The organism is Leisingera sp. JC1, assembly GCF_001679925.1.
Taxonomy (GTDB): Bacteria; Pseudomonadota; Alphaproteobacteria; order Rhodobacterales; family Rhodobacteraceae; genus Leisingera.
Map to the genome: position 1 here is coordinate 1 of NZ_LYUZ01000133.1, position 12,781 is coordinate 12,781.

The 12,781-nt window shown below is 62.0% G+C and carries 13 protein-coding genes; 4 read left to right on the forward strand and 9 right to left on the reverse strand.

Annotated elements, in window-relative coordinates:
• The 3 genes from tssM to A9D60_RS21740 all read left to right on the forward strand — a co-directional run.
• On the forward strand, positions 1–2,254 hold a 2,254-nt coding region (gene tssM, locus A9D60_RS21730; protein ID WP_141118013.1), incomplete at its 5' end, for a type VI secretion system membrane subunit TssM.
• Complete coding sequence (tagF, locus tag A9D60_RS21735; RefSeq protein ID WP_065269534.1) at positions 2,254–2,901, forward strand: type VI secretion system-associated protein TagF; 648 nt, start codon at positions 2,254–2,256, stop codon at positions 2,899–2,901. The genes tssM and tagF, both read left to right, overlap by 1 nt.
• Entirely contained in the window at positions 2,901–3,623 is a 723-nt protein-coding gene (locus A9D60_RS21740) for a PP2C family protein-serine/threonine phosphatase (RefSeq protein WP_175393011.1), read from the forward strand. The genes tagF and A9D60_RS21740 overlap by 1 nt, the downstream gene beginning before the upstream one ends.
• 80 nt (positions 3,624–3,703) lie before the next feature.
• Here A9D60_RS21740 and A9D60_RS21745 read toward each other — a convergent pair whose 3' ends face one another.
• Positions 3,704–5,863, reverse strand: coding sequence for a serine/threonine protein kinase (locus A9D60_RS21745; RefSeq protein ID WP_065269536.1), 2,160 nt, complete (start codon positions 5,861–5,863; stop codon positions 3,704–3,706).
• 44 nt (positions 5,864–5,907) lie between these two features.
• Complete coding sequence (locus A9D60_RS21750) at positions 5,908–6,483, reverse strand: OmpA family protein (RefSeq protein WP_065269537.1); 576 nt, start codon at positions 6,481–6,483, stop codon at positions 5,908–5,910.
• 182 nt (positions 6,484–6,665) lie between these two features.
• Between A9D60_RS21750 and A9D60_RS21755 the strand changes: the two genes are divergently transcribed.
• Positions 6,666–7,508 (forward strand): M15 family metallopeptidase, encoded by an 843-nt coding sequence (locus A9D60_RS21755; protein ID WP_065269538.1) that lies wholly within the window; start codon positions 6,666–6,668, stop codon positions 7,506–7,508.
• A 22-nt stretch (positions 7,509–7,530) separates the two neighbouring features.
• Here the strand turns inward: A9D60_RS21755 and A9D60_RS21760 are convergent, their stop codons facing one another.
• The 7 genes from A9D60_RS21760 to A9D60_RS21790 form a co-directional block, all read right to left on the reverse strand.
• Complete coding sequence (locus A9D60_RS21760) at positions 7,531–8,154, reverse strand: hypothetical protein (protein WP_141118014.1); 624 nt, start codon at positions 8,152–8,154, stop codon at positions 7,531–7,533.
• 24 nt (positions 8,155–8,178) lie between these two features.
• Positions 8,179–9,678: a caspase family protein gene (locus tag A9D60_RS21765; protein ID WP_065269540.1), complete on the reverse strand. Its 1,500-nt coding sequence runs from the start codon at positions 9,676–9,678 to the stop codon at positions 8,179–8,181.
• Between the two features lie 119 nt (positions 9,679–9,797).
• On the reverse strand, positions 9,798–10,124 hold the full coding sequence (locus A9D60_RS21770) for a hypothetical protein (RefSeq protein WP_065269541.1): 327 nt from the start codon (positions 10,122–10,124) through the stop codon (positions 9,798–9,800).
• A 2-nt stretch (positions 10,125–10,126) separates the two neighbouring features.
• Positions 10,127–10,513, reverse strand: a complete 387-nt coding sequence (locus A9D60_RS21775; RefSeq protein ID WP_039152568.1) for a response regulator — start codon at positions 10,511–10,513, stop codon at positions 10,127–10,129.
• A 39-nt stretch (positions 10,514–10,552) separates the two neighbouring features.
• Positions 10,553–11,410, reverse strand: a complete 858-nt coding sequence (locus tag A9D60_RS21780) for a CheR family methyltransferase (protein WP_065269542.1) — start codon at positions 11,408–11,410, stop codon at positions 10,553–10,555.
• The gene (locus A9D60_RS21785) at positions 11,407–11,889 is read right to left on the reverse strand and encodes a chemotaxis protein CheW (RefSeq protein WP_039186445.1); all 483 of its coding nucleotides are present in this window, start codon (positions 11,887–11,889) and stop codon (positions 11,407–11,409) included. Before A9D60_RS21785 ends, A9D60_RS21780 begins: the two co-directional genes overlap by 4 nt.
• Positions 11,879–12,781 (reverse strand): chemotaxis protein CheA (locus A9D60_RS21790; RefSeq protein ID WP_175393010.1); only part of this gene is annotated, 903 nt, incomplete at its 5' end. The genes A9D60_RS21785 and A9D60_RS21790, both read right to left, overlap by 11 nt.

A 12,781-nucleotide genomic window follows, 5' to 3' on the forward strand; every position in this document is an offset into this window, starting at 1 on the left:
CCGTTACCGCTGGACGCGGCGGATTGCGATCCCCGCCACGGTGCTGGTGGCGCTGGCGATGGGGGCGCTGTGGGTGCGGTCCTACCTCAAGAACACTGATCTGATTGCCCAGGCTGAAGGGCAGGTGGCTGCCTATCAGGCGGCAGCGGCGGAGCTGCCGCCCAGCCCGGTTGGCGATACCGACCTGGTGCCTGTTGCGGCGGCGCTTAACAACCTGCGCGACATGCCGGGCAACCCGGTTCTGTCCGACCCGGAACCCGAAGGCGCCATGACTTATGGCCTGTATCAGGGCGAGGTGATCGGCACACAGGCGGCGCAGACCTACCGCGGAGCGTTGAACCGGCGTTTGCTGCCGCGGCTGCTGGTGCGGCTGGAGCAGCAGATCGAGGGGAACATGAACAACCCCGATACGCTGTATGAGGCGCTGAAGATCTACTTGATGCTGGGTCTGCAGGGGCCGATGAATCCCGACCTGGTAAAGGAGTGGATGCGGCTGGACTGGGAGAACATTGCCTATCCCGGTATTGCCCGCAATCAGCTGCGTGCCGACCTGACGGATCACCTGACGGCGCTGCTGTCGCAGCCGATGGAAGAGATCGCGCTCAACGGTCCGCTGATCGAGCAGGCACAGAACATCCTGTCGGAGATGCCGCTGGCGCAGCGTGTGTATAACGGCATCCTGAATTCACAGCAGGCGACCGCGCTGCCGAAATGGCGGATCACAGATGTCGGCGGGCCGTCGGTCAAGCGGGTGCTGGTCAGGAGCTCCGGCAAGCCTTTGAACGATGGTATCGAAGGCATCTTTACCTTTGACGGTTTCCACAACGTCTTCCTGCCGGAGGCGGTCAGCGTTGCCGAGCGGGTGCACCGCGAGGCCTGGGTGCTGGGGGAGAAGAACGAAGCGTCCCAGAACGAGGCGGTTCTACTGAAGCTTAGCCGCGATGTGCTGGACCTGTACTATAACGACTACATCAGCCGTTATGACCAGATCCTGGGCGATATTGACATCGTGCCGCTGGAGTCGCTGTCGCATGCGGTGGAAGTGACTAATGTTCTGTCCGGCCCGACGTCGCCCATTGTCAATATTCTGACCGACGTCAGCAACGAGACCCGGCTGAACGAGGACAAATCGCTTCTGGATGCGGGTACGCTTGCCGCGGGCGCTCAGAACGTCGCAGCGATCGAGGCGCGTTCCAACCTGTCGATTCAGGGGCAGATCCTGCTGGAGGCGCTGGTCGGCTCTGCTGAAAATGCGCCCGGCCAGGCAGCCAAACCGCCAGGGGCCTATGTGCAGGAACGGTTCCAGTGGCTGTATGACCTGGTCAACCGGCCCGAGGGCCAGCCGTCGCAGCTGGATGATCTGATGGGGCAGCTGCAGCTCGTCTATCAGGAGCTGAACAAGATGTCCTTTTCTGGCGTCGCCAACGGCGGCCAGAGCGGTCAGGCGCTGCTGCAGTTCCAGCAGACCGCCAGCCGCATGGGCGGGCCGCTGCCCCGCTGGGCCACGCAGATCTCGGCAGGCTCGTCGGGCATCACGTCGGAAGGCACCCGTGCTTCGATCAACGCGCGCTGGCAATCGGCGGTGCTGCCTTTCTGTGACAAGGCACTGGCCAACCGCTACCCATTCAACCGTTCGGCCCGGGCCGATGTTGCGATGGCGGACTTTGCCAAGCTGTTCTCTCCGAACGGGTTGATTGACAGTTTCTTCAACGAACATCTGTTGAAATACGTCGACACCCGAAGCCGCCCCTGGACCTGGAAGCGCGTCAATGACGTGGATCTGGGCATCAGCCCCGCGGTGCTGCAGCAGATGCAATATGCGTCTGAGATTAAGGAGGCGTTCTTTGCCGGCGGTGCACAGCCTGCGGTGAATTTCCAGATTACTGTCAACGCGCTGGATCCCAAGGCCAAGGAGGTGCTGCTGGAAATCGACGGCACCAAAGTCGCTTATAACCACCGGTCCGGCGCGCCGACGCCGGTGGCCGTGACCTGGCCGGGCTCGGTCGGGCTGGCGCGGCTGACGCTGCTGCCACAGAAACGCGATGCAGAGAACGTGCTGTCGCGGGACGGGCCCTGGGCCTGGTTCCGGCTGCTGGACGCGGCCGAGGTGCGGCGCACCAATGTCTCTGACCGGCGGCGGGTGAACTTCCGCGTCGGCGGACGGCTGGCGCTGTTCGAGCTGCAGTCGGGGTCTGTCATCAACCCCTTCGCCCTGCCGGCCATGGCGAAGTTCAGCTGTCCGAAGTCGATGTGATGGCGGGGTTTGGTGCCTTCGGAAAGATGCCTTCAGCCGGGGACTTTTTCCGGCTGAACACCCCGGGCGGCTTCGTGCGTGTTTGGGACGCCTGGCTGCAGCAGCTTATGCTGGACGGCAAGACGGCATACGGCGCTGGTTTCGACGCGCATTACATGACCGCGCCGATCTGGCGGTTTACCTTACCAGCAGGACTGGCAGGGGCGGCGCCGGTCTGGGGCGTGATGATGCCGTCGGTTGACCGGGTGGGGCGGCGGTTTCCGCTCACGTTGGTTGCACCGCTGTCAGCGGTTGCCGGCAAGAGCCCCGGCCACCTGGGTGCAGACGCCTTGTTTGAGCAGCTGGAGGACTTGGCCTTGGACGCATTGGAGGACAGCATGACCAAAGACAGGCTAGCAGACCGGCTTGCAGCACTGACGGTGCCCGATGATGTCCAATCAGAGGCAACGGATGTGGTGATGGCTGGGCCGCTGGGTCCGGAGCGGCTGAAGGTATCGGACCCTCGCCTGGCGGGTTGCAGCCTGTGGACTGCGGTTCTGGATGGGGTGACCCGGACGCTGGCTTGCAGGGGGCTGCCGTCGGGTGCGCTGGCTTTGGCGCTGTTTGATCTGGACGCGCCGGTCTGGGCCGGGGTTGAGGCCGCATGATGAACCAGCTGCGCAAATACCGCTATACCGCGCAGACTCATGTCGGGTTGAAGCGCAAGGTCAATGAAGATTCCGTTCTGGCTCTGCCTGAACATGATATCTGGCTGGTGGCTGATGGCATGGGCGGCCATGACGCCGGTGATTTTGCCAGCCGCTTGATTGCGGATGCCGTGGCGATGATCCCGATGGGCCTGGACCCGGCGGCGCGGATGCATGCGCTGCGCGATGCAATCCAGAATGCGCATAAGGCGATCCGGGCCGAGGCCGCGGCGCGCGGCGGCGGGACCATCGGATCAACCGTTGCGGCGCTGATCATGGCAAACCAGCATTTTGTCGGTCTTTGGGCCGGGGACAGCCGGATTTACCGGCTGCGCAACGGCCATATCGAGATGCTGACAGAAGATCATTCTGCGGTGGCAGAATATGTGCTGGCCGGCAAGATGACCTGGGATGAGGCAGAACAGCACCCGCATTCCAATGCCATTACCCGCGCTGTCGGAGTGGGGGAGGAGCTGGAGATCGACAAAATCCGCGGCGATACCGAGCCTGGCGACCGGTTTCTGGTCTGCTCGGACGGGCTGACAAAGTATGCCACCTTCCAAATTCTGGAGGACGTGCTGGGCAGCGCTCCACTGGAAACGGTGGGGGATCAGCTGATCCAGATTGCACTGACCGGCGGCGGGGCAGACAACATCACGGCTGTTGTGATTGACGTTCTGTAGGGCGTTTGCTTCCGGCTTTGAGGACGGCCCGGGAAACGTATGTTTCCCGGGCCGCATTTTGTTTCCGCATGGATATCCGGTCAGGGTTTGGCGGTGACCAGGATACGGCTGTCGAGCGAACGGATGCGGCTGGAGTCGGCCTCATAGCTTGCCTTCAGCGCCTCGGCGAAACCCACAGCACTTTCTGATGTCGGGCGCATGCCGTCAAACAGCGGTTCTGCGGAATGCAGCACCAGCACCTTGCTTTTGCCCAGGGTGCTGTCGTCGACCTTGAAGGCAATGCCGCCGTTGGCCGCCGATTCCTCCAGGCTGTATGCAACCCGCACCGGGATCTCTCCGGCGGCGCCGTCGCGCAAGTTGGCAACCGCATTGTCTTCGCGCGAAATGTTGGGCAGCAGGTGGAACACATTGCCTGAAACATCAAGGATCGAGACGGTCAGGTAGCCGTCGGTCACGTCATCCGGCAGAACCACATCGATCACCGGGTTCTCACCCACAAAGAAGCGGCCGGAAGGGTTCGGCTCCACTGTGGTTCCGCCGACCGCAAACTCCACTTCGGCACCGCCCGGCGGAGCCTTGGGCAGGTGCTGTTCAACCACGCAGAGCGAGTCGTTCAGAACTTCGACATCCAGAACCACCTGGCGTTCATGCGCCAGTGCGCGCAGCGCATCGAACAGTTCCAGCCGGGTGGCTGTGCTGGCAACACGGCCGCTGATCAGGATCGGGTCAGCGGGGCCGTAGCCGTCGAAATGGCCATTGCCCTGGCGTGCCAGCGGCCCGCAGTCCGCAAAGCTGTCCATGATTGCCTTAACCTCAGCCACCGGCAGCACCGGCAGCTCAAACCGGATTTCGGCTTTGCCTTCCAAGGCCCCGGGCAACCCGTTACGGAACAGCTCGTTCAGCATCTCTGCAACGTTGGTGTCATCCGTGGTGCCTGTCAGCCGGGCCTTGTTGTTGCTGATGACCAGACGCCATTCGCGCAGGCCTTCAAGCGGCTTCACGGTGTCCAGGACATCGGCACCCCAAGTATCGGCAATCGCGCCGGATGCCAGGGTGAGATCAGCATCCTGAGACACTGCCAGCAGCGCATCACGAACTGCCTCAGACGGTACATTCCCGACAATCTCGACAGAGCCATCGGCTGGTTTTTCGGCAATGAAGGAATAGGGCCGCACTTCCGGGTAGCCAGGATCCAGGACACTGTCGAGAAAGCCGCCGAAATAGGCGCCGGCCCCGCCGCCGCCCAGCAGCAGGAGGACAGCTAGTGCAGCCCAGAGCCCGCCGCCGCTCTTCTTTGTTTTTTCCGGCGCTGGCTTTGAGACCGGCGGAGCGGTCGGGGCCGGCTTGCTGGTCTGCGGCACAATGATGGTGGCGTCTTCGTTCGGGGCATCGAGCATATCGCCCAAACTGCCGCCATCAGGGTTGTCGAGGAAAGCCAGCACCTCGCCTGCATTCTGGAACCGGTCGGCAGGGTCTGGCGCGCACATCCGGTCGATCAAAGTCTTGAGCGGCTCAGGCAAGCCATCGGTGTCCAGCGGCTTTTGCTTGTTTTCAACCACTTCCATCGGGTTGGCGCCTAGCTTGGGCGCCGCGCCGCGGAAGTTCGCAAGCAAGAGCGCACCCAGTGAATAAATGTCTGAGCGGGCGTCGGTATCACCGCTCATCTGTTCCGGCGCAGCATAAGAGTACTTGCCGGCAAATTCATTGCCCACAATGGTTTGAGCACCCGGGTTGGTATCTTTGGCAATACCGAAATCGATGATTACGGCTTCTGCCGGGTCGCCGCCTCGCAGGATGATGTTGTCCGGGCTGAGGTCGCGGTGCACGATATTGCGCGCGTGCGCCGCCTGCAGGCCCTGAGCTACCCGGCGGCAGATCACCATCAGGTCTTCGGCCGGCATCGGCCCCTGCTTCAGGCGTTTATCGAGGCCGGGGCCATCAACATAGTCCATCAGCAGGTAAATGTGGCCGTCCGGCGTGCGGTGGTTCTCAGAATACCGCACCACCGCTGCATGGCGGATTTCGCGGATGTTCTCCTCGCGCGCCATCAGGACGGTGAAGTCCTCGTTGGCGGCGAGTTCCTGTTTCAGCACCTTCAGGGCAACCAGGTTGCCGGAAATTTCCGACCGGGCCTTGTACACGTCGGACGTGCCTCCGCGGCCCAGCAGGCATTCGATCCTGTAGGTATTGTTCAGCAAATCACCCGGCTGGAACAAGTCGCCAGGGCGCGATTCAAGCATGGAAGTCTCCCTGACCTCTTATCCGGCGCGGGTCCGGGCTATTGTTAGCCCAGAGCCTGGAATTCAACGCGGCGGTTTTCATCGGCGCGCGTGTTGTCCTGGTTGAACGGTGCGGTTTCACCCATTCCGATCGCTTTCAGCATATCCTCCCGGACGCCGCAGGAGCTGATCAGGTGGCGGCGCACTTCCTGCGCGCGCAGCAGCGACAGCCGCTCGTTATAGGCAGCCGAACCGGAGCTGTCGGTGTGGCCGATGATCTGGAACACAGTGCCATCCAGAGCCTTCATCGAAGCGCACATATTGGCCAGCTTCGGTTCCTGATCGGCGCGCAGGGCCGCGCTGTCGAAATCAAAGGAGATCTGAATGTTGATCTGCGCCTGCTGGTCCACGGGGGTATATTCCTCCGCAGCAGCGGCCACAGTTGTGGCTTCCTGGGTGCTGTCCTGGCTTGCTTCCGTGCTGCTGGGCACGATGACCAGACCGCGGGTCTTCTGTTTCTTGAACGCTTCAGTGATCTCTTCGACCGACAGTTCGCCGCTGTTCGACTGCGCCTGTGCCATCGGTGCCAAAATCAGGCCGGCGCCCAGAATACTTGTGAAAATACCTTTCAGGCGGATCATGCTCTGCGCCCTCCCCTACCGTTTCAACATTGCAGGCAGTCTATACCAGCACTATCAGGCTGCCAATGGCGGGCAGGGCTGCGCACGGGAAAAAAACACGGTGTTTCCGGCAAGTTGTAATCAGGGGGTTTACTGCCTGGCGGCTAGGGATTGAAATGGGCGCAAACGGTCCTGGAGGAAAAATGCGGGTTTTACCAGCAGTGATTATCGCGATTGGCCTGGTGCTGGCCCCGGCGGTCTGGTTCGGGCTCAGCTGGCTATTGAGCGAGGAGGACTATCAAGGGGCCGGAGGGGTTGATTCCACCGCGCGGATCGAGATCGAGATGCTGCGCCAGCAGGTCGAAGATCTGCAGGCCCGGATGTCAGATCTGCAGAATGAAGTCGCCAGCCTGCCCGCAGGAGGGGCAGGCGCCGGAAGCCCTTTCACTGATGACGCGGCCGGAGAGGCCGCAATCTGGAACCAGACCGGCGGCGCCGATCTGGACTATGCCCAGGTGGTGTTGATCGCCGACCGGCTGAACGTGAACCGCGGCCTGCGGGTCACCGGCGGCTCCTATCTGACTGAGAGGCTGGGCCGCCCGCGGGAAGATCTGAATGACACCTGCCAGCCGATGACCAATCCGGATCTCAAGGAAAAGCTGGTGACTGAACAGGTCGGGCCGATCCGGGTCAGCATGCTGCGCCCGGCCATCGAAAGCCTGAAGGTGGTGTTTGAGAACATCCGCCAGGCCGACCCCGATCTTTATGCCCGGATCAACACCGCCGGGGCGCTGTGCGTGCGGCGGATCCGCGGCACCACAAATTCGCTGTCCACCCACAGCTACGGCCTTGCGGTTGATCTGAACATTGACGGCAAGCTGGACAACTTCACGGATGGCAAGACCCAGCTGGGGCTCACCATCATGGCGGATTTCTTTTACGATCAGGGCTGGGTCTGGGGGGCCGGGTTCCGGCGCGAGGACAGCATGCATTTCGAGATCAGCCGCCGCCAGCTGGACCAATGGATCGCTGACGGGCTGCTGTGACGCACGGTGAGTCCGGAATGTGCTAGCTCGACCGCAGCAAGACCTTGCTGGAGCCGATTGCGGCTGCGATTTGCTGATAGTTGACTGCCCGGGACGCGGAATTCTCGGCGGAGCGCAGCAGAAGAGTTTCCGCCTCTTCCAGCACTGCCACCGCCGCGGCCAATGCGGCAGCCTGCCGTTGCGGAGCTACCGCGACAATCGGTCGATGCGAGGATTGTTCCGGGCTTCCAGAACGCAGCTTGATCCTTGGTTGTTGCGGGTCACGGTTCTCGCGGGCGATCCCGCGGAGGCCGCGGGCGGTTTGCGCCAGAATTTCACGCACCGGTGCATGCCCGGCCAGCAAAGCCATATCCTTCTCCATGGCTTCAAACCGTTCAGCCATGCAGTCGATTTTGTAATCTCCTGCGGCACCGCATAACACCTCGATTTCAGCAATGCGCGCGGGCACACCGGAAGGTGCCGTGATCCGGGTTGTGATGGAGCGGCCTTCAGCGCTGGCGCCGCCCTCCCCGCCGTGGCTGCCGCCTGTTTCAGCAGAAACGCCTTCTTCTCCGGTGCTGCCTTCACCTTCCTCGCCGGTTTCTTGCCCGTACAGAGGGCCCGAGAGGCAAAGCACTGCTAGAATAGTGAAAAATGACCGATGCACATGCGTATCCTCGTTAAAAAACTATCAGCCTTCAAGCCCGTATGCCTGACGGATGCCCCGCTGTGTTCCGGGCCCGAAGTCTCCATCAATTGCCCCGGCATAGAAGTTGTTCTCCTTCAGCTTTTGCTGAAGGGCTCTCCGGGTTTCGGTGGTGAACATGTTCGGGCGCTCACTCAGTAGGTCAAGAACGTCAGAACTTCCGCTGCGCAGCGCAGCATAGAGGTAGTGGGCGGAATCCCCCGGGCCTTTCGAGGGGATCAGCCCGTCATCAATCAGCGCAGCAAAGTTGAACTGGGCCTGGGGATGGCGCAGGTCGGCAGCCCGTTCAAAGAATGTCAGCGCCTTTTTCGGATTGGCCGGCAGCCCCAGGCCGCCCTGATAGTGCAGGAAGCCGAGATCGTTGATCGCATCGGCGAAATCCTGGGCAGCCGCGGCCTGGTAAAGCTCCAGCGCTTTGGTGGGGTCCGCGTCGACACCGGTGCCGCGCTCATAGAGCTTGGCAAGCTCGAATTGCGCCTCGGGTGAGCCTGCATCCGCTGCACGCTGCAGGAAATCCACTGCAGCCTTGGGGTCGAAACGGCCCTGGTTCGGGTTCAGCCGGATGTAGGCGAGCCCCAGCATTGAGCGGGTGTCGCCCAATTCGGCGAGTGCCAGAAGCTGTTCTTCCTGGTCCGGCTTCAATGCGGCCCAGGCAGCAGACGCATCAGCAACGGAAACAGGAGCGTCATTCGCACCGGGGCCCGCCAGGTAGAAGGGCACACCGGTCAGCGAGCCATAGGTGTGCGGTTCCTGCAGGTTCGCGGTGCTTTGCAGCACCTGATCGCGCACCTGGCGGAACATCAGGCTGATCTCCAGCCCGGGCTGCACCATCTTTTCCATCAGCGCGGTGGCATAGGGCGAGTTGCTGCCGCTGCCGTCCAGCGCCACCTGACCGTCTTTGGCGGCAAAGGCCACCAGGGTGCCGCGATCCGGGTCGGCGGGTGCCATGCCGCCGCCGCCGCGGGTCGTTTCCGTGGTTTCGGTGGTTTGACTGATGCTTGCCTCCAGCGCGATAGAATCCCCAAGCGGGTTGTCGCGGCAGCTGTCCAGGATCACGATCCGCATCTTGCGCGCCCGGTCGACCGCATTCAGCAGCTGCTTCAGCGACAGCGACTGGCGCTGCACATCAAGGTTGCTGGCCACCTTTGCGTCGGCGGGGATCAGAAAGTTCTCCCCCTGCACCTCGATCCCATGGCCGGCAAAATAAACCAGTGCCAGATCGGCGACTTCCGAGCGGAAGGCGAAATCATCGAGCATTTGCTCCATTTCGGAGGTGCCGGGATCCAAGGCCAAGCTCACATCAAACCCGATGCCCTCCAGCGTGTCCGCCATGGCAACAGCATCGTTGCGGGTGTTCTCAAGCGGCGGCAGAAACTGATAGTCCGCCACGCCGATGACCAGAGCGATGCGATCGCTTGCAGCCTGCGCGCCGGCAGCGGTGAGCAGGCACAGTGTGAAAATCAAGGGTTTGAAAAGAAAGGACATGCGGGTACCCGGGCTCGCGAATTTTGCTATGCCCCAATGTACGCGCTCGCAGCGGCAAATAGAAAGCAAATTKGCCCATTGCATCTGCCCCGCCTGTTTCCGGGCGGGGCAGGGAAGTTTCAGGTACTGGCCATGCTGCCGGCCGAGCGGAGCCGGTCACGCAGCTTTTCAAGGGTGACCCCTGCCGCAGCGGCCGGAAGATCCGCCGGGCCGGACTCGTCGACCTGGGACTGCACGCGCCTGTAGAACCCGGAGAGGCCCGACAAGGTCTGGATCACCAGGTCGAAGTCCTGCAGCGAGCGCAGCTCCTGGCTGGTTGGAGCGGTGCCCCGTTCCAGAACGTCGAGGACGACGTCCTCCAGCGCTTGCATCTGGCTGCGCAGCTGCTCCATTTCCCAGGCCGATGCGGCACAGAGTTCGCCCAAGGCTTTGTCGGGATGCTCCATGATCAGAGCCGCCCGACGACCTGTTCGATGGCCTGCTTCATGGTGGCTACCGTGAAGGGTTTGCGGACGATGTTGTTCAGGCCGATCTGCTTGCCAACCTGGATGATCTCCGGTGTCGGCTTGCCGGTCACCAGGATGAAACCAACGCGCTGGGTCACCTGATGGCTGCGCAGTGCCTTCAATAGTCCCAGACCGTCCATGCCAGGCATGTTGTAATCGGACAGCACCAGGTGAACCGGGGTCTGAGTCAGCTTCTGATAGGCACCCTGGCCGGAGTTTTCGACCATGTAGTTCTTGATGCCGATCTCATCCAGGCTTTGTGTGATGATCCCCCGGCTCGTCGACATATCGTCAACAACCATGACGCGGAGAGAGTCTTTCAAGCTCATTGTTCTTTCCTTCTGCTCTGCTTGCAGCCGCGGCCGGGGTTACCTGCCAGCGGGTGAGTTGACGTAAGTGGTGATCCCGGCCGTCTTCAGGTGCTGCGCAGCCGGGCCTGACATGCGCTCGGAGTGACCGATGAAGAGGGTACCGCCCGGGTTCAGGGCATTCTGGAAGGCGCTCCAGACCTTCTGCTGGGTCGGGTTGTCGAAATAGATCGCAACGTTCCGGCAGAAAATCGCATCGAACTTCCCTTTGAAGGGAAACGGTTCAATCAGGTTCAGCACCCCGAAAGTGATCAGCTTGCGCAGGCTGTCCGGCAGCCGACCGTCAGGGTCGCGTTTCGGCACCAGCTTGCTGTATTTGGTGTCGATCTGGGCAAGTTCGTCCTCCGGGTATTTGGCAGCCTGGGCATGGCGCACCACCACCGGGTCGATGTCTGTTCCCAGGATCTTGATGTCCAGATTTGCGGCTTCGGGGCACACGTCCAGCAGCGTCATCGCAATGGAGTACGGCTCCTGCCCGTTGGAGCAGCCCGCCGACCACAGCCGCACCCGGCCACCGCGCCGCGCCTGTTCCACCAGCGGCGGCAGCACGTCGTTGCGCAGGGTTTCGAAGTGATGCGGCTCCCGGAAGAAATGGGTCACATTCGTGGTCAGCAGCGACAGCAGCCCGCTGCGTTCCTCGTCGGCATTGGGGCCGTCCAGGCTGGCAAGGTAGTCCTTGAAGTTGGTGATGTTGCGCTGGCGCAGCTTGCGGGCCAGGCGCGAAGACACCAGCGGCTTCTTGCTTTTCGCCATCGCCAGGCCGAAGTTCTTATGCGCGAATTGCGCAATGGCTTCGAATTCCTGGTCCGACAGCGAAAAGCTGTCCGCATTGGGAGTGATAGTTCCTTCTGCGCTCACGGCATCACCTGCTCCGGAGCCGAGATCACCGCATCCAGATTGATGATGCGCACCATGGTGTCATCGTGCGAGATGATACCTTGGATGTACTCCATCGTGTTGCGGCTATCCACCGGCGGGGTGTCCTGGATGTCGTCCGGGTTGATCGAGATGATCTCGGAGACCGACTCGGCCAGCAGGCCTACCGGTTTCCCGTGAACGGAGACAACGATGACCACATTGCGCTCGCTTGCTTCGGTCTGCTGCAGGCCAAAGCGGGCAGAAAGATCATAGATCGGGATCACTGCGCCGCGCAGGTTCATGACCCCCAGCACGTCGGCCGGGGCGTGCGGCAGGATGGTCACCGGAGACCAGCGCCGGATTTCCCGGATCTGGGTGATCTTCAGGCAGAACGCCTGTCCGGCCACGGTGAAGCTGACAAACTCGCTGTGTTCAGCGTGTCTCACTTCCTGATCGGTTTGCTTCGCTTCAGCTTGCATTGCTCATTCTCCGCTCGGTGTCAAAGGCGGCCGCAGTGGGCGAGGCCGCAATGATGCTTTCAGGGTCCAGGATCATGGCGATTTTGCCGTCGCCAAGAATGGTCGCCGCGGCGACGCCGGGGATTTCCCCGCAGACGCCGTCCAGGCTTTTGATCACCACCTGGCGCTGATCGTGGATGTCATCCACTGCCAAGGCGCAGCGCTGGCCGGTTTCGGTTTCCACCAGCAGGTAGACACCCGCCTGCTGATCGCTTTCGCGGTACAGGCCAAGGGCGCCGGCGACATCGCAGATCGGCACGAAATTGCCGCGGATCGACAGCAGGGTGCCGTCGGCCCCCAGGCTGTTGATCATGTCGTCGCTGCCGCGCATGGTTTCGACGATCGAGGTGATCGGCACCACCATGGTCTGATCAGCCACGGACACCACCATGCCGTCCATCACCGCAAGCGTCAGCGGCAGGATGATGGTGAAGGTGGAGCCTTTTCCCGGCGCGGAGGAGATGTTGATGCGCCCGCCGAGGCCGGTCACCGCATTCTTCACCACGTCCATGCCAACGCCGCGGCCGGAAAGGTTAGAGATCTCCTTGGCTGTCGAGAAACCCGGTGCAAACAGCAGGTTGTCGATCTCGCCATCGGTCAGCTCGGCGTTTTCCGGGATCAGCCCCTTTTCGATCGCAATCTGTTTCACGCGCGGGCGGTTCACACCGGCGCCGTCGTCTTTGATTTCAATGCAGACGCTGCCGGACCGGTGGGAGGCAGACAGTCGGATTTCACCGACCTTGGACTTCCCGGCGGCTTCCCTGTCGTCTGGCTTCTCCACGCCGTGGTCGACCGCATTGCGCAGGATAGGCGTCAGCGGGTCGGACAGCCGTTCGATGACCGTCTTGTCGAC

What these genes read in the sequence shown, in the direction of transcription:
- tagF (WP_065269534.1), top strand. Translation starts at nt 2,254, where the DNA reads ATGGCGGGGTTTGGTGCCTTCGGAAAGATGCCTTCAGCCGGGGACTTT.
- A9D60_RS21740 (WP_175393011.1), top strand. Translation starts at nt 2,901, where the DNA reads ATGAACCAGCTGCGCAAATACCGCTATACCGCGCAGACTCATGTCGGG.
- A9D60_RS21745 (WP_065269536.1), bottom strand. Translation starts at nt 5,863, where the DNA reads ATGCTTGAATCGCGCCCTGGCGACTTGTTCCAGCCGGGTGATTTGCTG.
- A9D60_RS21750 (WP_065269537.1), bottom strand. Translation starts at nt 6,483, where the DNA reads ATGATCCGCCTGAAAGGTATTTTCACAAGTATTCTGGGCGCCGGCCTG.
- A9D60_RS21755 (WP_065269538.1), top strand. Translation starts at nt 6,666, where the DNA reads ATGCGGGTTTTACCAGCAGTGATTATCGCGATTGGCCTGGTGCTGGCC.
- A9D60_RS21765 (WP_065269540.1), bottom strand. Translation starts at nt 9,678, where the DNA reads ATGTCCTTTCTTTTCAAACCCTTGATTTTCACACTGTGCCTGCTCACC.
- A9D60_RS21770 (WP_065269541.1), bottom strand. Translation starts at nt 10,124, where the DNA reads ATGGAGCATCCCGACAAAGCCTTGGGCGAACTCTGTGCCGCATCGGCC.
- A9D60_RS21775 (WP_039152568.1), bottom strand. Translation starts at nt 10,513, where the DNA reads ATGAGCTTGAAAGACTCTCTCCGCGTCATGGTTGTTGACGATATGTCG.
- A9D60_RS21785 (WP_039186445.1), bottom strand. Translation starts at nt 11,889, where the DNA reads ATGCAAGCTGAAGCGAAGCAAACCGATCAGGAAGTGAGACACGCTGAA.